Origin of the sequence: Cellulomonas sp. Leaf334, assembly GCF_001424195.1 — a bacterium.
Taxonomy (GTDB): Bacteria; Actinomycetota; Actinomycetes; order Actinomycetales; family Cellulomonadaceae; genus Cellulomonas.
Genome location: NZ_LMOO01000001.1, coordinates 1,310,396 through 1,327,974, shown reverse-complemented (window position 1 = coordinate 1,327,974; position 17,579 = coordinate 1,310,396). Strand labels below are relative to the sequence as shown.

The following is a 17,579-nucleotide window of genomic DNA, read 5'->3' as shown; positions in this document are numbered from 1 at the left end:
AGTCTCCCGTCGGGAGGCACGAGCGAGATGGTGAAGGAGCGCATGAGCGGGGCAGCCGGGGTACGCCGCGCCACTGGCGCTCACCCGCACACCGTCGACCCTGTCCGTCAGGAGGCTCCTGTGCCTGACTGGCCGGCTCGCGACCTGCCCCCGTCCACGGGCCCGATCCCCGTCGAGCAGGTTCCCCTGGACCCGCGGGCCATCGCACGGGCGTCGCTCGACGCCGCGCGCAACGTGTCGCTGTGGTGGACCAGCTCCGGCATCGTCGTCGCCACGGTCGTGGCGCTCGTCGTCGGCACCCGCGCGGGTGCGTTCGTCCTCGCGGGAGTCGTGCTCGTGTGCGCCGTGCTGCGCGCCGTGCTGCCGTCACCGGGTCCCGTCGCCATCACCGTGCGCGCCCGGGCGCTGGACGTCGCCGTGCTCGTCCTGCTGGGGGCGGGACTGACGGTGCTCGCGCAGATCCTGCCTCGCTGACACGCACGGACGCCCGGGACCGCGAAGGTCCCGGGCGTCCGGTCGTGCGGGGTCAGGCGCGCTGTCAGCGCTCCGAGACCACGAGGACGTCGTCCGTCGTGACGTACGCGTCGTCCTCCTCGAGCAGGTTGTCCTCGGCCGGCTCCGCGGCGAACGCGCGGTAGATCAGCCCGGCCAGGGCCGCGCCGACCAGCGGGGCGACCCAGAACAGCCAGAGCTGGCTGAGGGCCCAGCCCTCGGAGAAGATCGCCGCTGCCGACGAGCGCGCCGGGTTGAGCGACGCGTTGGTGACGGGCATGGCGACGAGGATGAGCACCGCGAGCGCCAGGCCGATGGCGAACGGTGCCTGCACGTTGGCGGAGCGGCGGTCCGTGGCGCCGAGGATGATGCCGACGAACACCGCGGCGGCGACGATCTCGACCAGCAGAGCGGTGACCAGGGAGAACTCGACCTGGCCCTGCGACAGGGTGGCCAGCGGCGAGTGCTCGCCGAAGCCGTTGGCGACGCTGGTGAAGAAGGTGCGCGCGGAGGCGCCCTCCTGGCCCTGCGCGATCAGGCTCGGCAGGGTGCTCGGGATCGTGATGAACAGGATCGCGGCCGCGAGGATGCCGCCGACCAGCTGCGCGAGCCAGTAGGGAAGGACGTCCTTCCAGGCTGTGCGGCCACCGATCGCTGCACCGAGCGTCACCGCCGGGTTGAAGTGGCCGCCCGAGACGTGGCCGACCGCGATGATCGCCGCGAGCACCGCGAGGCCGAAGCCGAGCGCGACCGCGAGGCCGTTCAGCTGGCTCAGGCCGGTGTACAGCGCGATGCCCAGGCCCACGAGGACGAGCGCGAACGTGCCGAACGCCTCGGCGCCGAGGCGGGCGACCAGGCTCGGGCCCGTCACGACGACCGTGCCCGCGGGGACGACGTAGGCGTCGAGCTCCTCGACGACGACGTCCTCGTCCTCGTCCTCGTCGGGGGCGGCGACCGGCGCGGCGGCGACCGGCTCCGCCGCGACCGGCTCGGCGGCGGCGGGCGCGGTGGCGTCGGCGTCTGCTGCTGCCGTCGCCTCCTCGGGTGTGGGCGTGCCGGCGGTGGCCTCGTCGGGCTCCGGGGAGCCTGCGGCCTTGTCGGGGTTGTCCTGTGACATGTCGATCCTGTCGTCAGTATTCGTCGGTGGAAGGGCGGTGCGCGCGGAGCGTGCCACGTCCGGCGGTGCGGTCGTGGCGAACGCGGTGGGTCGGCGTCGTGCCCCTGGCGGGTGCCAGCATGCCAGTCCCGGCGGATTCGGTCACGGGGAGCGCCGAGGGGCGGACTCACGCAGATCTCTCGACGTCGAGTAATCTTGTCCCCGGACCCGCGCCGGCACCCCGCAGCACCCGTGCCGTGCCCCCTTCCGTCCCCAGCACAGGAGATCCCCGCATGGCGAAGATCAAGGTTGTCGGCCCGGTCGTCGAGCTCGACGGCGACGAGATGACGCGCATCATCTGGCAGTTCATCAAGGACCGCCTGATCCACCCGTACCTCGACATCGACCTGCGCTACTACGACCTGTCGATCCAGCACCGCGACGCCACCGACGACCAGGTGACCATCGACGCGGCGAACGCCATCAAGGAGCACGGCGTCGGCGTCAAGTGCGCGACGATCACGCCCGACGAGGCGCGCGTCGAGGAGTTCGGCCTGAAGAAGATGTGGGTCTCGCCCAACGGCACGATCCGCAACATCCTCGGCGGCGTCGTCTTCCGCGAGCCGATCATCATCAGCAACATCCCGCGCCTGGTGCCGGGCTGGAACAAGCCGATCATCATCGGCCGTCACGCCCACGGCGACCAGTACAAGGCGACCAACTTCAAGGTCCCCGGCGCCGGGACGCTGACGCTGACGTACACGCCCGCGGACGGCTCGGAGCCGATCAACCAGACCGTCGTCACGTACCCCGACGGCGGCGGCGTGGCCATGGGCATGTACAACTTCAACGACTCGATCCGCGACTTCGCGCGGGCCTCGTTCGCGTACGGCCTGCAGCGCGGCTACCCGGTGTACCTGTCGACGAAGAACACGATCCTCAAGGCCTACGACGGTGCGTTCAAGGACATCTTCCAGGAGGTGTTCGACGCCGAGTACGCCGCCGACTTCGCGGCCGCCGGCCTCACGTACGAGCACCGCCTCATCGACGACATGGTCGCCGCGGCCATGAAGTGGGAGGGCGGCTACGTCTGGGCCTGCAAGAACTACGACGGCGACGTGCAGTCCGACACCGTCGCGCAGGGCTTCGGCTCGCTCGGCCTCATGACGTCCGTGCTCATGACGCCCGACGGCAAGACCGTCGAGGCCGAGGCCGCGCACGGCACCGTCACGCGTCACTACCGCCAGCACCAGGCCGGCAAGCCGACGTCGACCAACCCGATCGCGTCGATCTACGCCTGGACCGGTGGCCTGAAGCACCGCGGCAAGCTGGACAGCACCCCCGAGGTGACGCAGTTCGCCGAGACGCTCGAGCAGGTCGTCATCGAGACCGTCGAGTCCGGTGCCATGACGAAGGACCTCGCGGCCCTCGTCGGCCCCGACCAGGCGTGGCAGACCACCGAGGAGTTCCTCGCGACGCTCGACGCCAACCTGGCGGCCAAGCTCGCCTGACCTGGCTCACGAGAGGCGGCGTCCACCCGACCAGGGTGGGCGCCGTCCGTCGTCTGCGGGGTAGCGTGAGGGCGCCGTCGTCGCCGATCGAAGGAGCCCGTTCCGTGGCCAGCTCGCCCGTCACCGTCACCGTCACCGGAGCTGCCGGGCAGATCGGCTACGCGCTGCTCTTCCGCATCGCGTCCGGCCAGCTGCTCGGCCCCGACACGCCGGTGCGCCTGCGCCTGCTGGAGATCCCGCAGGCCGTCAAGGCGGCGGAGGGCACCGCGATGGAGCTCGACGACTGCGCGTTCACCACGCTGGACAGCGTCGAGATCTACGACGACGCGACGGCCGCGTTCGACGGCGTCAACGTCGCGCTCCTCGTCGGGGCGCGACCGAGGACGGCCGGCATGGAGCGCGGCGACCTGCTGTCGGCCAACGGCGGCATCTTCAAGCCCCAGGGTGCGGCCATCAACGCCGGTGCCGCGGACGACGTGCGGGTGCTCGTCGTCGGCAACCCCGCCAACACGAACGCGTTCATCGCGGCGTCGCACGCGCCGGACGTCCCGCGTGAGCGCTTCACGGCCATGACGCGCCTGGACCACAACCGCGCGGTGTCGCAGCTGGCGACGAAGACCGGCGCGAAGGTCGGGGACATCGCGAGGCTGACCATCTGGGGCAACCACTCCGCGACGCAGTACCCCGACCTGTCGCACGCCACGGTGGGCGGGCGGCCCGCGCTCGAGGTCGTGGGCGACGACGCGTGGGTGCGTGAGTCGTTCATCCCGACGGTGGCCAAGCGGGGTGCGGCGATCATCGAGGCGCGCGGGGCGTCGTCGGCGGCGTCGGCGGCCAACGCGGCCATCGACCACGTGCACACCTGGGTGCACGGCACTCCCGCGGGCGACTGGACCTCGGCGGGCATCGTGTCGGACGGCTCCTACGGTGTGCCCGAGGGGCTCATCTCGTCGTTCCCGGTGACGGCGGTCGACGGTCGCTGGCAGATCGTCCCCGACCTGACGGTCGACGAGTTCTCGCGGTCCCGGATCGATGCGTCCGTCGCGGAGCTCGTCGAGGAGCGCGACGCGGTGCAGGCGCTGGGCCTGCTCTGAGCTGCTGCTCACCATGTGGGCCGAGGAAGTGCATGTCTCGCGTCCCGGCACGGGCGTCGCGGCGTTCCTCGGGTGGGTGCTGCTCGGTGCGGGCATCGGCGCAGGCTTCGGGCTCGGGATCCCGGGCGGGCTGTTCGTCGCGCTGGCGCTGCTGCTCGTCGGCGGTCTGCTCGTCGTGCGGCAGGGCCTGCAGCCCGCGCAGCTCGGCGTCGTCACGGGCCTGGCCGCCCTCCCGTTCGCGCTCGCGTGGCTGAACCGGCGAGGCCCGGGGACGTTCTGCAGCGAGGGGGTGACCGGTGCGTCCGCGTGTGTCGTGCAGTCGAACCCGTGGCCGTACGTGCTCGTGGGCGTGGTCGTGGTCGTCGTCGGGGTCGTGCTGTTCGTCCGCACCCGACGGGTCTGAGGCGCGGCACGGGTCAGCGGGGCTGAGCGCTCCGGACGACCGACCGCACCACGGCGACCAGCGCCTCGGGATCGTCGTGCTGGACGAAGTGTCCGGCGCCGGGCAGCACGCGCACCTCCACCCCGAGCAGGTCGTGCAGCGCCCAGGCCGCCCGGTGCCGCGCCGGAGGGGAGAGCTCGCCGACGGTCACGATCACCCGACCCTGCCCGGGGTGCAGCGGGGTCGGCTCGAACCTGCGGAACATCGCGAGGTCGCGCGCGACGGCGTCCGGGTCGGCGGGCGCCATCGCAGGCGTCCACGAGGGCCCGTAGAGCGCGGCTCCGAAGCCGGGGACGCCCCCTGAGGTGAACCCTGCGACCACATGGTCGAGCAGGCCGGGGACCAGGGACCCGACGGCCGGCTCGTGCAGGACGGCACCCGCGAGCACCCGGTCCGAGGCGAGGGCGAGACCGAGGGTCGCGCCTCCGGAGACGCCCACGACGACCGTGCCGTCCGTGTCGCCTCCCAGTGCCGTGAGCTCGCCGCCGAGGTCGCCGCCGCTTGCCCGGTCGGGGGCGACGACGTCGAGGCCGTCGTCGCGCAGGAGACCCCGCACCCGGTCCCACACCCCTGCCGTCGTCGCTGCGCCGTGCACGAGGAGCACGCGGGTGGTCGCCATGGCGTGAGCGTAGGCGGCGTCCCAGGTCAGACACGCAAGCGTTACCTATGTCTCGAATGTCCGAAACATCGCACTTCTAGCCTCCCGTCATGGATACGCCAGCGGATACGCCTCTGGATACGCAGCGGCCACGCGCATGACCACCGACGCCGTCGCCCGCGCCCGGGGCCGGGTGGGCAAGCCCGCCGCGCTCCTCGAGGTGCGCAGCCTGTCCAAGCGCTTCGGCGAGGTGCAGGCCAACTGGGACGTGGACCTCACCGTCCTGCCCGGCACCGTGCACGGCCTGATCGGGGAGAACGGCGCCGGCAAGAGCACGTTGCTCAAGATGATCTACGGCGTCTACACGCCCGACGAGGGACGCATGTTCGTCGACGGCGCCCCGGTGTCGCCGGGCAGTCCCGCCGACGCGCGGGCGCTCGGCATCGGCATGGTGTTCCAGGACCTGCGGCTGGTTCCGGCGTTGACGGTGGCGGAGAACATCGCCCTCGCGCTCCCCGGTGGGCCGACCCTGCGGCTGGCCCGGCTGGCGGCGCGGATCACGGAGGCGTCGGAGGCCTACGGGCTCGCCGTCGACCCGTCCGCACGGGTCCGGCACCTGTCCATCGGCGAGCGGCAGCGGGCGGAGATCCTCAAGGTCCTCATGACCGGTGCGCGGCTGGTCATCCTCGACGAGCCGACGAGCGTGCTCGCGCCGCAGGAGGTCGAGGCGTTGTTCGGCGTCGTCGCGCAGCTGCGCGACCGGGGCCTCGGCGTCGTGCTGGTGACGCACAAGCTGGGGGAGGTCCGCACGATCGCCGACCAGGTGACCGTCCTGCGCGGGGGGCAGGTGATCCTCAACGCCGAGGACCCCGGCAACTTCTCCGACGCCGACCTGGTCGAGGCGATGGTCGGCCGACGGGTGCCGCCGCTCGCCGTGGAACGCGTCGCGGTCCCGCCGCGGGACCGTGCCGTGCTGGAGCTCGTGGGTGCCACGGCGCTCGGCGACCGCGGGCACGTGGCGCTCAAGGGCGTCGACCTCGAGGTGCACCCGGGCGAGCTGGTCGGCGTGGCCGGGGTCGCCGGGAGCGGCCAGAAGGAGCTGTGCGAGGTCGCACTCGGGCTGCGGCCGGTGACGTCGGGCACGGTCCGAGTCGGTGAGTCGGTGCCCGGGCTGACCGGGGCGGTCGCCGTGCCGGAGGACCCGGTCGTGGACTCCGTGGTGCCCGGGCTGACGGTGCTGGAGCACATGGTGCTCGACGGCCGGGCGGTGCCGCGGCGTGGGCTCGGGATCGACTGGCCGGCCGTCGGAGCGCGGACCGCGGTGCTGGACGAGCGCGTCGGGCTGCACATGGCGCCGACGAAGAGGACCCTCTCGTCGCTGTCGGGGGGCAACATCCAGCGGGTCCTGCTCACGCGGGAGCTCGGCCAGGACGCGTCGCTCGTCGTCGCGGCCTACCCGAGCCGCGGGCTGGACGTCGCGAACACCCGCCGCACGCAGGAGCTGCTCCTGGAGCACCGGGCGCGCGGCGCGGGGGTGCTCATGGTCTCGGAGGACCTCGACGAGCTCATCGCCGTGGCCGACCGGATCGCCGTCATGCACGACGGGCACCTCGTCGGGGTCGTCGACACCGCCGGTGCGGACCGGATGTCCATCGGACGACTGATGCTCGGAGGCGTGGCATGAGCCAGGACGTGTCGAAGGAGGCGCCCGCGCGGCCCGCGCCCGCGCCATCGGTCGAGCCCCGGCGCCGGCTGCTGACCCGGGGTACCGGCCTGCTGCGGTGGGTCGGCGCGCTGATCGCGGGCCTCGTCGTGTTCGGCGCGTTCGTGCTGGCCAACGGTGCCGACCCGTTCGCCGTCTACGCCGACATCTGGACGTCGACCCTCACCCAGCCGGGGCAGTTCCAGCAGATCGTGCTGCGGGCGGCACCCATCGCGCTCGCCGGGCTGGCCGTCGTCGTCCCCGCCCGCGCCGGCCTCGTCAACGTCGGCGGTGAGGGGCAGCTCATCATCGGTGCCGTGGCGGCGGCCGGTGTCGCGCTGTGGCTCACCCCGGTCGCGTCGCCGTGGCTGGTCCTGCTGCTCATGGTCGTCGGCGCGGCGGTGGCGGGAGCGGCCTGGGCAGGCATCGCCGCGGCGATGCGGCTCGTCGTCAAGGTCAACGAGGCCGTCACCACCCTGCTGCTGAACTACGTCGCGCTCTACTCGATGCTCTTCCTCATCCTCGGCCCGTGGAAGGACCCGGCGGCGCTCGGGCAGTCCACGAGCGTGGAGCTGAACGACGCGATGAAGCTGCCGGTCTTCGGCGGCACCGCGATCCACGTCGGGGTGGCGCTCGCGGTGGTCGCCGCGGGAGCCGTCTGGTTCGCGCTGACCCGCACGACGTGGGGCTTCCGGCTCTCCGTGGTCGGGGGGAACGCGGAGGCGGCCCGCCGGGCGGGGCTGCCGGTGGTGACGCTGCTCCTCACCGCGCTGCTCATCGGCGGTGCGCTGGCCGGTCTGGCGGGCTTCATCCAGCTCGCCGGGATGGAGTACAAGCTGCGGCCGACCTTCGGGCTGACCATCGGGTACGTCGCGTTCCTGGCCAGCTGGCTGTCGCGGCACAGGCCGCTGCCGCTGCTGATCGCGTCGCTGGTGCTCGCCGCGATCGCCGTCTCCGGGAACAGCCTCCAGATCGGCTCGGGCCTGCCGGCCGCGAGCGTCAACATCCTCATGGGGCTGGTGCTGCTGGCCGTCCTCGGCTGGACCAGCCCGCGGAAGGTGCGCTCGTGATCATCGACATCCTGGCCGGGGCGGTCCGCGGCGGAACGTCCATCATGTACGCGGGGCTGGGGGAGACGATCTCGGAGCGGGGCGGCGTCATCAACCTCGGCACCGAGGGCGCGATGCTGCTCGGAGCCCTCGGTGCGTACGCGGTGACGGCCGAGACCGGCAACCCGTGGCTCGGCGTCCTGGGCGGCGCGCTGGCCGGCGCGCTGCTGAGCCTGGTGCACGCGGTCCTCGTCGTCAGCCGGCGGGCCAACCAGTTCGCCAGCGGCCTGACGCTCTACTTCCTCGCGCTCGGCGTGACCGCGCTGTTCGGCGTCGGCTACGTGAGCCGGCAGATCAACGCGTTCACCCCGGTCGCCGTGCCGGGCCTGAGCGAGATCCCGGGCATCGGCCCGATCCTGTTCGACCACGACCCGCTGGTGTACATCGCGTACGTCGCGGCACCCGTCATCTGGTGGGTCCTGTTCCGCACCCGCGTCGGTCTGCTGGTCCGCACGGCCGGTGAGCGGACCGAGGCGCTCGAGGTGCACGGGTACTCGGTGAAGGCCGTCCGGTACTGCGCGACCGTCGCGGGCGGCGCGCTGGCCGGCATCGGCGGCGCGCACATCTCCATCGCGTACGCGAACAGCTGGTTCGAGAACATGATCGCCGGCCGCGGCTTCATCGCTGTCGCCCTGGTGATCTTCGCGATGTGGAACCCGATCCGGATCATGGCCGGCGCGTACCTGTTCGGTGCCGCGCTGTCGCTGGCGTCGGTGCTGCAGACCTCCGGCATCGCCGTGAACCAGTTCGCACTGAACGCCGTGCCGTTCGTGCTCACCCTCGTGGTCCTGGCGGTGCTGGGCCGCCGCACGATGCTCGCCGCCCCGGACGAGCTGCTCAAGGTCTTCGACAACAGCCGCACCACCTGACGGTCCCCACCCCCGTGAACGGAAGGTCCACCATGCACATCTCCCGAACAGCACGCGTGTGTCTCGTCGCGGCGGTGGTCGCGGTCCTCGCCGCGTGCAGCCCCGCCGTGAGCGCCCCCGACACCGACGGCTCCGCGCCGGCCGGAGACTCGGCCCCGGGCGCGGACGCCACGACGGTCGGCGTCATCGCCGTCGGGCCGAAGGACGACTTCGGCTACAACCAGGCCGTCTTCCAGGGCGTCGAGGCGCTGCGCGAGGAGTTCCCCGACCTGGACGTCCTCGAGGCCTACAACATCCCGGAGGACGACACGGCCGCCACGACGATGGAGAGCATGGTCGCGCAGGGCGCGACGATCATCTTCGCGACGAGCTACGGCCACCTGGACGCCGCCAAGCAGGTGGCCGAGGCGCACCCCGAGGTCGTCGTCGTCCACCAGGGCGGCCTGCTCGACCCGGTGCCCGCCAACATGGGCACGTACTTCGGGAGCGTGTTCGAGCCGGTGTACCTGGCGGGCATCGCCGCGGGCGCCGCGACGGAGACCGGGAAGCTCGGGTACGTCTACGCGATCCCGATCCCGCAGACCCTGGCCAACATCAACGCGTTCACGCTCGGCGCCCAGTCGGTCCGGCCGGACGTCGACGTCACGGCCGTCTCGACGACCAGCTGGTGCGACCCGGCCACGCAGGCGGACCGGGTGGCGTCGCTGCTCAGCTCGGGTGTCGACGTGATGACGCAGCACCAGGACTGCACCAAGACGATCATCGAGGCGACCGAGGCCGCGGGCGCGTACACGGTCGGCTACCACGCGGACGCGTCGTCGCTGGCGCCCGACGGCTGGCTCACGGGGTCCGAGTGGGACTGGGGTCCGCTGTACACGGACATCGTGCAGACGGCGATCGACGGCGGCTTCACGGGCAGCGAGTACAACGCCAACTACCGCGCGACCATGGCCAGCGGCGAGAACCCGTTCGTCGCCTCGGCCTTCGGGTCCAGCGTCACGGACGAGACGAAGGCGCTCATCGCCGCCGCGGCCGCCGAGCTGGAGGCGGGGGGCAGCCCGTTCACCGGACCGGTCACCGCGCAGGACGGCTCCGTGGCGGTGCCCGACGGCGAGACGCCGCCGATCGAGACCATCGAGCAGATGGACTACTTCGTCCAGGGCGTGACCGGCACCGTCTCCTGACCCTTGGCGGGGGCCGGCGTACGCCGGCCCCCGTCCTCTTCCTGGAGGGGCAATGCACGTCTCCGGCACCACGCCCTACCCCTGGCCGTACGACGGCGACCTGCGCGGGGCAGGCACCGCGCTGCTCGTCGTCCTGCCCGCCGGCGTCGACCCGCCGGAGGACACGGAGCCCCTGGCCGCCGCGGTGCGCGCCTCGGGAGGAATGGTCGTCGTCGTGCGCACGACAGCACCCGCACCGGGCGCGCTGCGCCCACCCGGCATCCCGTCGGAGGCTGCAGCCGGCGTCGCCGACCTCGACCTCACCGCGGGTGGCGTCGACGGGTTCTACGCCAGCGACCTCGACCTCGTCCTGCGCACGGGTCGGGTCCGTCGGCTGCTGCTCGCGGGTGTGGGTCTGGAGACCTGCGTGCACTCCACGATGCGCGACGCCAACGACCGCGGGTACGAGTGCCTGCTCGTGCTCGACGTGTGCGTCCCGGTCGACCCCTCCCTGGTGGCGGCGTCGGTGTCGAGCATCGAGATGTCGGGCGGCATCTTCGGGGCCGTCGGCACCAGCGCCGAGGTCATGACCGCCCTGTCCAGCCTTCCCGAGCCTCTTGGAGCCCTGCGATGACCGAGCTGCTGACCACCACCACGACCTTCGGTCCCGTCGAGGCCGACCCCTACGCCTGGCCGTACGACGGCTCCTTCTCCGCCGCGACGACCGCCGTGCTCAACATCGACTGGCAGCAGGACTTCTGCGGTCCGGGGGGCTACGTCGACGCGATGGGCTACGACCTGGCGCTCACCCGTGCGGGCCTGGAGCCGACGGCGGCGATGCTCGCCGTGGCCCGTGACCTGGGGTTCCACATCCTGCACACGCGCGAGGGCCACCGTCCGGACCTGTCGGACCTGCCGGCGAACAAGCTGTGGCGCTCGCGACGGATCGACGCCGGCATCGGGGACCTCGGCCCGTGCGGTCGCATCCTCACGCGCGGCGAGCCCGGCTGGGAGATCGTGCCCGAGGTCGCGCCGCTGCCGGGGGAGCTGGTCATCGACAAGCCCGGCAAGGGGTCGTTCTACGCCACCGACCTGGACCTGATCCTGCGCAGCCGCGGGATCACGCACATCATCCTGACCGGCATCACGACCGACGTCTGCGTGCACACGACGATGCGCGACGCCAACGACCGCGGGTACGAGTGCCTGCTGCTGTCGGACTGCACGGGTGCCACGGACTACGGCAACTACCTGGCGGCGCTGAAGATGGTGACGATGCAGGGCGGCGTGTTCGGGGCGGTCGCGGACTCGGCGGCACTGCTGGCGTCGCTGACGAACCCGCGTCCGGCCTGATCGGTGCGCGAACCGGCCCTGAGTGACGGTTGACTCTCTCGTCGCGTCACTCAGGGCCGGTTCGGCGCGTCCGATCCCTCCCGGCTTCAGCAATTCGCCCGTATCGCTTGCTGCAACTTGCTGCAAGCGGATACGGTCGGCGACACCTGCCCCGCACATCGACGTGCGGGGAGACGAAGGAGTCGCCATGTCGCCCGTCGACGCCCCCGTCCGTCGCCTCTCCCGAGCGTTCGCCGCGCTGACCGCCGTCGCGGTCGCCGGTGTCGGGATCGTCGCCGCCGCCGTGACCCCCGCCACCGCAGCGGACCGCACGGTCGCGCTGGTCGGCTCGCTGCAGAGCGAGCTCGGCTGCCCCGAGGACTGGCAGCCCGCCTGCGCCGCGACCGAGCTCGCCCCGACCGGGACGGCCGGCGTGTACACCGCCGACTTCACGGTCCCCGCGGGCTCCTACGAGTACAAGGTCGCCCTCGACGACAGCTGGGACGAGGCGTACGGCAAGGACGGCGGCGACGCGAACATCCCGCTGGTCGTCGCAGGCCCGTCGAGCCTGCGCTTCACGTACGACGACACCACGCACCGCATCGCGCTGACCCCGCTGGACCTCGGCGGCGAGTACACCGCGGCCGACGACGCCCTCGTCGCGACCCCCGTGCGGGACCCCGGCGCCGACGAGCAGTTCTACTTCGTCATGACCGACCGGTTCGCCGACGGCGACGACTCCAACGACACCGGCGGGCTCACGGGAGACCGCCTGGTCACGGGCTTCGACCCCACCGACAAGGGCTTCTACGAGGGCGGCGACCTGGCCGGCCTGCACGACAGGCTCGACTACATCGAGGGCCTGGGGACGACGGCGATCTGGCTGACCCCGTCGTTCAAGAACCGGCCGGTGCAGGGCTCCGGCGCGGACGTGTCGGCCGGGTACCACGGGTACTGGATCACCGACTTCACGCAGATCGACCCCCACCTGGGCACCAACGCGGAGCTGGAGGCGCTGATCGCCGACGCCCACGCACGCGGCATCGACGTCTACTTCGACATCATCACCAACCACACGGCCGACGTCATCGACTACGCCGAGGGCCAGTACGGCTACGTCGACAAGGCGGCGTCGCCCTACACGGACGCCGCGGGAACCGTGTTCGACCCGGACACCTACGCCGGCACCGACACGTTCCCGACGCTGGACCCCGCCACGAGCTTCCCGTACACGCCGGTGATCGACCCCGAGGACGTCGACGTCAAGGTCCCGGGCTGGCTGAACGACCCGACGCTCTACCACAACCGCGGGAACTCGACCTACACCGGGGAGTCGACGACGTACGGCGACTTCTCCGGCCTGGACGACCTCATGACCGAGAACCCGGCGGTCGTGGACGGCTTCGTGGACGTCTACAACCAGTGGGTCGACCTGGGCGTCGACGGGTTCCGCATCGACACCGCCAAGCACGTGAACTTCGAGTTCTGGGAGAAGTTCACGACGGGCGTGCGCGACCACGCGGCCTCGATCGGCAACGACGACTTCTTCATGTTCGGCGAGGTCTACGACGCCGACCCGGTCAAGCTCGCACCGTACCTGCGCGACAGCGACATGAACGCGGTCCTCGACTTCACGTTCCAGTCGGCGGCCAGCAACTACGCCAAGGGCTTCTCGTCGGGCGGGCTGGCGGCGCTGTACGCGGGCGACGACCGGTACACGACGCCGACGACGAACGCGCAGGCCCTGCCGACGTTCCTCGGCAACCACGACATGGGCCGCATCGGGTACTTCGTCAAGGACGCGGACAACCGCGAGCAGCGCTCCGAGCTCGCGCACTCGCTGATGTACCTGACTCGCGGTCAGCCGGTCGTCTACTACGGCGACGAGCAGGGGTTCGTCGGTACCGGTGGAGACAAGGACGCCCGCCAGTCGATGTTCGCGACGCAGGTGGACGAGTACGCCGACCAGAACCTGCTCGACGGGACGCTCGCGGGCTCCGTCGGCCGGTACGACACCGACACCGCGCTGTACGACCACATCGCCGAGCTGGCCGCGCTCCGCAGCGCGCACCCGGCCCTGCGCACGGGCGCCCAGATCGAGCGGTACGCCGACGGCGCGGTCTACGCGTTCAGCCGGGTCGACGCCGCTGAGAAGGTCGAGCACCTCGTCGCGACGAACAACGGCACCGCCCCGGCGACCGTCACCGTCGACACCCTGACGCCGGGCGCGACGTTCGCGCCCCTGTACGGGACGTCCACGGGCGTGACGGCAGCCGCCGACGGGACCGTCTCCGTGACGGTCCCTGCCCTGGGCGCGATCGTGCTGCGGGCCGGCACGACCGTCGGTGCACCGGCCATCGCCGGTGACCTCACCCTCACGGCCCCGGCGCCCGGCGCCGGGCTGACGGGTGACGTCGCGGTCACCGCGGACGTGGCCGACGACGTGTGGAGCCAGACGTCGTTCGCCTACCGCGTGCTCGGCGACGACGAGTGGACCCCGCTGGGCACGTCCGAGACGACGTCGCCGCGCGTGTTCCACACGATCGCCGACCTGCCCGACGGCGCGGTCGTCGAGTACCGCGCGGTCACCGTCGACGCCGCGGGCCAGCAGTCGGCCGCGTCGACGTACGGCGGCGTCGGCGGCGCGATCGACGGGGTGGTCGACCCCGGCCCGGACCCGGGCGAGGACCTCTTCGTCACCGTCCCCGGCAGCCACAACGCCGCGATGGGCTGCCCGGGCGACTGGCAGCCGGACTGCGCGGAGGCCCAGCTGACCAAGCGCACCGACGGCGTCTACGCGGGCACGTTCACGCTGCCCGCGGGCAGCTACGAGTACAAGGTCGCCGTGGGCGGCTCGTGGGACGAGAACTACGGCGCGGGCGGCGCCCTCGGCGGGGCGAACGTGGCCTACACGGTCGCGACGGCCGGTCCCGTGACGTTCTACTACGACGCGACCACGCACTACTTCACGTCGACCGCGCAGGGTCCGATCCTCACGGTCCCCGGCTCCGCCAACAGCGAGCTCGGCTGCTCCGGCGACTGGATGCCGGACTGCCTGAAGTCCTGGCTGCAGGACCTGGACGGCGATGGGACGTACACGTTCACCGCGACCGACCTGCCCGAGGGTGCGTACGAGGCGAAGGTCGCGCACGACCTCGGCTGGGCGGAGAACTACGGCGCCGGTGGCGTGCGGGACGGGGCGAACATCCCGTTCTCCGCACCCGGCGGCAAGCCCGTGACCTTCTCCTACGTGCTGGCCACCCATGTCCTGACGATCGAGGTCACGGACCCGCCGCTGCCCGGCACGGGGGAGGAGAGCGCGCACTGGATCGACGCGGAGACGATCGCGTGGCCGGCCGCCTGGGCACCGACCCCGGCGACCAGCACCTTCGCGCTGCACGGGTCGCCGACCGGTGGGCTGTCCGTGGGTGACCTCGGCGACGGCCCGGCCGTGCCGTTGACGTTCGACCCGGCCGGTCTGTCCGAGGCACAGCTCGACCGCTTCCCGGCGCTCGCGGGCTACCTCGCCCTGCGCGTGCCCGACGGGACGCCGGTCGCGGAGCTCCTGCGCGGTGCGCTCCTGGTCACCCAGGCCGCGGCCGACGGCACGTACCAGGCGGCGACCGGGGTGCAGGTCCCGGGCGTCCTGGACGACCTGTACGCGGCCAAGGCCGCCAAGCGCACGCTCGGCGCGACGTGGAAGAAGGGTGTCCCGTCGCTGGCCCTCTGGGCGCCGACGGCCCAGAAGGTCGAGCTGCTGCTCGGCACCGACCAGCGCGTGGCCGCGAAGCGGCAGTCGGACGGCTCCTGGACGGTGGACGGCAAGAAGTCCTGGGCCGGCGCCCGGTACCTCTGGGAGGTCACGGTGTACGCGCCGACGACCGACCAGGTCGAGGTCAACCGGGTCACGGACCCGTACTCGGTGGCTCTCACGCTGAACTCCACCCACTCGGTGCTCGTGGACCTCGCCGACAAGGCGTTCCGTCCGCGCGAGTGGGAGAAGGCGAAGCAGCCGGTCGTGCGGCCGGTCGACCAGACGATCTACGAGCTCCACGTGCGGGACTTCTCGATCAACGACGAGAAGGTCCCGGCCGCCAAGCGCGGCACGTACCTCGCGTTCGCGAGCAACGGCAACGGGCGCGCGCACCTGCGCGACCTCGAGAAGGCGGGCCTGACCACGGTCCACCTGCTGCCGACGTTCGACATCGCCTCCATCCAGGAGGACAAGGATCTGCAGGAGACCCCGGACTGCGACCTCGCGTCGTACGCCCCGGACTCCGACCAGCAGCAGGCGTGCGTCACGGCGGTCGCCGACGCGGACGGCTTCAACTGGGGCTACGACCCGCTCCACTGGACGACCCCCGAGGGGTCGTACGCGGTGGACGCGGAGGGCGGCGCGCGGGTCGCCGAGTTCCGCACGATGGTCGGCGCGCTGCACGCGGACGGCCTGCAGGTGGTGCTCGACCAGGTGTTCAACCACACCACCGCCAGCGGCCAGTCGCCACAGTCGGTGCTGGACCGCGTGGTGCCCGGCTACTACCAGCGGCTCAACGCGACCGGCAACGTCGAGACCTCGACGTGCTGCCAGAACATCGCGACGGAGCACCTGATGGCCGAGAAGGCCATGGTCGACTCGGTCGTCACGTGGGCCCGGGACTACAAGGTCGACGGCTTCCGGTTCGACCTCATGGGTCACCACTCGGTGGAGAACATGGAGGCCGTCCGGACCGCGCTCGACACGCTCACGCCGAAGAAGGACGGCGTCGACGGGAAGCGGGTCTACCTGTACGGCGAGGGGTGGAACTTCGGTGAGGTGGCCGACAACCGGCTCTTCACGCAGGCCACCCAGGGCCAGCTGGGCGGGACGGGGATCGGCACGTTCTCCGACCGGCTGCGTGACTCGGTCCGTGGCGGCGGCCCGTTCGACGAGAACCCGCGCATCCAGGGCTTCGGGTCCGGTGGCGGAACCGACCCGAACGGCGACCCGATCAACGGGTCGGAGGCCGACCAGCTCGCCCGGGCGGCGCACGACGGCGACCTGGTCCGCCTCGGGATGGCGGGCAACCTGCGCGACTTCGCGTTCCTGAGCAGCGCGGGCACCGTCCAGACGGGGGAGGAGCTCGACTACAACGGCCAGCCCGCCGGGTACGCGGACTCCCCGGAGGAGGTCATCACCTACGTCGACGCCCATGACAACGAGACGCTGTGGGACTCGCTCACGTACAAGCTGCCCACGGACACCCCGATGGCGGACCGCGTGCGCATGAACACCGTGTCCCTGGCGACGACCGCCCTGGCCCAGACGCCGTCGTTCTGGCACGCGGGCGCAGACCTGCTGCGCAGCAAGTCGCTCGACCGGAACAGCTACAACTCGGGCGACTGGTTCAACCTGCTCGACCTGTCCGGCCAGGACAACGGCTTCGGCCGCGGTCTGCCCCCGGCGGCCGACAACGAGGCGAAGTGGTCGTTCCAGCAGCCGCTGCTGGCCGACCCGGCGCTCAAGCCGACCCCGGCGGACATCGCGACGGCCTCGAAGGCCGCGGAGGACCTGCTGGAGCTGCGGTTCTCGACGCCGCTGTTCCGGCTCGGCTCCGCCGACCTGATCGAGCAGAAGGTCGGCTTCCCGGGCTCCGGTCCCGACGCCGACCCCGGGGTGGTCGTCATGACGATCGACGACGAGCCCGGCTGGGACCGGTCGACGAAGCGCTGGGCCAAGGACGTGGACAAGAAGCTCGACGGCGTCCTGGTGGTGCTCAACGCGTCCGACGAGGCGACCACGCAGACGGTCTCGTCGCTGGCCGGCCACCGGCTGACCCTGTCTCCGGTCCAGGCGAAGGGCAGCGACCCCGTCGTCAAGGCGACGACCTGGGACAGGGCGACGGGCACGGTGACCGTCCCGCCACGCACCGTCGCGGTGCTCGTGGAGAACCGTGCCACGTGGGGCCACGGTCACGGATGGTGGGGCACGCACCGCAGCTGACGGCGACGCCCGACGGGCCTGTGACCTCGGTCGCGGGCCCGTCGTGCTGCCGGCCGCTGGACCGCAATAGGTTCGCGCTACGAAGCCAAGTGCGGGTCAGATCGTGAGATAACCGTGATGTTGGCGCTCACATCGTGATGGATTCGTAATCAGCTGACGGTTCAGGTGGGTTTGACTTCGAGACTCGAAGA

At 71.8% G+C, this 17,579-nt stretch carries 13 protein-coding genes; 11 read left to right on the top strand and 2 right to left on the bottom strand.

What is annotated here, in order from left to right:
- The first annotated feature begins 120 nt into the window (after window positions 1-120).
- Window positions 121-474, top strand: a complete 354-nt coding sequence (locus tag ASF78_RS05840; protein ID WP_235518406.1) for a DUF3017 domain-containing protein — start codon at window positions 121-123, stop codon at window positions 472-474.
- Between the two features lie 64 nt (window positions 475-538).
- Here the strand turns inward: ASF78_RS05840 and ASF78_RS05835 are convergent, their stop codons facing one another.
- Window positions 539-1,609: an aquaporin gene (locus tag ASF78_RS05835; RefSeq protein WP_056585667.1), complete on the bottom strand. Its 1,071-nt coding sequence runs from the start codon at window positions 1,607-1,609 to the stop codon at window positions 539-541.
- A gap of 272 nt (window positions 1,610-1,881) precedes the next feature.
- Here ASF78_RS05835 and ASF78_RS05830 point away from each other — a divergent pair, with 272 nt between their 5' ends.
- From ASF78_RS05830 to ASF78_RS05820, 3 genes are all read left to right on the top strand, one after another.
- Window positions 1,882-3,099 (top strand): NADP-dependent isocitrate dehydrogenase, encoded by a 1,218-nt coding sequence (locus tag ASF78_RS05830; RefSeq protein WP_056585665.1) that lies wholly within the window; start codon window positions 1,882-1,884, stop codon window positions 3,097-3,099.
- Between the two features lie 104 nt (window positions 3,100-3,203).
- Window positions 3,204-4,193, top strand: a complete 990-nt coding sequence (locus ASF78_RS05825; protein WP_056585664.1) for a malate dehydrogenase — start codon at window positions 3,204-3,206, stop codon at window positions 4,191-4,193.
- Between the two features lie 13 nt (window positions 4,194-4,206).
- Window positions 4,207-4,596 (top strand): hypothetical protein, encoded by a 390-nt coding sequence (locus tag ASF78_RS05820; RefSeq protein WP_156374049.1) that lies wholly within the window; start codon window positions 4,207-4,209, stop codon window positions 4,594-4,596.
- Window positions 4,597-4,609: 13 nt separating this feature from the next.
- On the opposite strand, the gene ASF78_RS05815 is transcribed toward ASF78_RS05820, so the two are convergent.
- Entirely contained in the window at window positions 4,610-5,254 is a 645-nt protein-coding gene (locus ASF78_RS05815; RefSeq protein WP_056585660.1) for an alpha/beta fold hydrolase, read from the bottom strand.
- 136 nt (window positions 5,255-5,390) lie between these two features.
- On the opposite strand from ASF78_RS05815, the gene ASF78_RS05810 reads away from it, so the two are divergent.
- The 7 genes from ASF78_RS05810 (at window position 5,391) to pulA (ending at window position 17,388) form a co-directional block, all read left to right on the top strand.
- Window positions 5,391-6,917: an ABC transporter ATP-binding protein gene (locus ASF78_RS05810; protein WP_056585658.1), complete on the top strand. Its 1,527-nt coding sequence runs from the start codon at window positions 5,391-5,393 to the stop codon at window positions 6,915-6,917.
- The gene (locus tag ASF78_RS05805) at window positions 6,914-8,005 is read left to right on the top strand and encodes an ABC transporter permease (protein WP_082494811.1); all 1,092 of its coding nucleotides are present in this window, start codon (window positions 6,914-6,916) and stop codon (window positions 8,003-8,005) included. Before ASF78_RS05810 ends, ASF78_RS05805 begins: the two co-directional genes overlap by 4 nt.
- A complete protein-coding gene (locus ASF78_RS05800; RefSeq protein ID WP_200940519.1) occupies window positions 8,002-8,913 on the top strand; it encodes an ABC transporter permease in 912 nt (303 codons plus the stop codon). Before ASF78_RS05805 ends, ASF78_RS05800 begins: the two co-directional genes overlap by 4 nt.
- A 32-nt stretch (window positions 8,914-8,945) precedes the next feature.
- Window positions 8,946-10,097 carry a BMP family ABC transporter substrate-binding protein gene (locus ASF78_RS05795; RefSeq protein WP_056585655.1) on the top strand — a complete coding sequence of 384 codons (1,152 nt, stop codon included), beginning with the start codon at window positions 8,946-8,948 and terminating at the stop codon, window positions 10,095-10,097.
- A gap of 52 nt (window positions 10,098-10,149) precedes the next feature.
- The gene (locus tag ASF78_RS05790; protein WP_056585647.1) at window positions 10,150-10,710 is read left to right on the top strand and encodes a cysteine hydrolase family protein; all 561 of its coding nucleotides are present in this window, start codon (window positions 10,150-10,152) and stop codon (window positions 10,708-10,710) included.
- Entirely contained in the window at window positions 10,707-11,429 is a 723-nt protein-coding gene (locus tag ASF78_RS05785; protein WP_056585645.1) for a cysteine hydrolase family protein, read from the top strand. The genes ASF78_RS05790 and ASF78_RS05785 overlap by 4 nt, the downstream gene beginning before the upstream one ends.
- 187 nt (window positions 11,430-11,616) lie before the next feature.
- Window positions 11,617-17,388 (top strand): pullulanase-type alpha-1,6-glucosidase, encoded by a 5,772-nt coding sequence (gene pulA, locus ASF78_RS05780; protein WP_056585643.1) that lies wholly within the window; start codon window positions 11,617-11,619, stop codon window positions 17,386-17,388.
- Window positions 17,389-17,579 lie beyond the last annotated feature (191 nt).

Excerpts from the sequence above, each read along its gene's own strand:
- ASF78_RS05815 (WP_056585660.1), bottom strand. The coding sequence starts at position 5,254 with ATGGCGACCACCCGCGTGCTCCTCGTGCACGGCGCAGCGACGACGGCA.
- ASF78_RS05805 (WP_082494811.1), top strand. The coding sequence starts at position 6,914 with ATGAGCCAGGACGTGTCGAAGGAGGCGCCCGCGCGGCCCGCGCCCGCG.
- ASF78_RS05785 (WP_056585645.1), top strand. The coding sequence starts at position 10,707 with ATGACCGAGCTGCTGACCACCACCACGACCTTCGGTCCCGTCGAGGCC.
- ASF78_RS05810 (WP_056585658.1), top strand. The coding sequence starts at position 5,391 with ATGACCACCGACGCCGTCGCCCGCGCCCGGGGCCGGGTGGGCAAGCCC.
- ASF78_RS05790 (WP_056585647.1), top strand. The coding sequence starts at position 10,150 with ATGCACGTCTCCGGCACCACGCCCTACCCCTGGCCGTACGACGGCGAC.
- pulA (WP_056585643.1), top strand. The coding sequence starts at position 11,617 with ATGTCGCCCGTCGACGCCCCCGTCCGTCGCCTCTCCCGAGCGTTCGCC.
- ASF78_RS05830 (WP_056585665.1), top strand. The coding sequence starts at position 1,882 with ATGGCGAAGATCAAGGTTGTCGGCCCGGTCGTCGAGCTCGACGGCGAC.
- ASF78_RS05795 (WP_056585655.1), top strand. The coding sequence starts at position 8,946 with ATGCACATCTCCCGAACAGCACGCGTGTGTCTCGTCGCGGCGGTGGTC.
- ASF78_RS05835 (WP_056585667.1), bottom strand. The coding sequence starts at position 1,609 with ATGTCACAGGACAACCCCGACAAGGCCGCAGGCTCCCCGGAGCCCGAC.
- ASF78_RS05820 (WP_156374049.1), top strand. The coding sequence starts at position 4,207 with ATGTGGGCCGAGGAAGTGCATGTCTCGCGTCCCGGCACGGGCGTCGCG.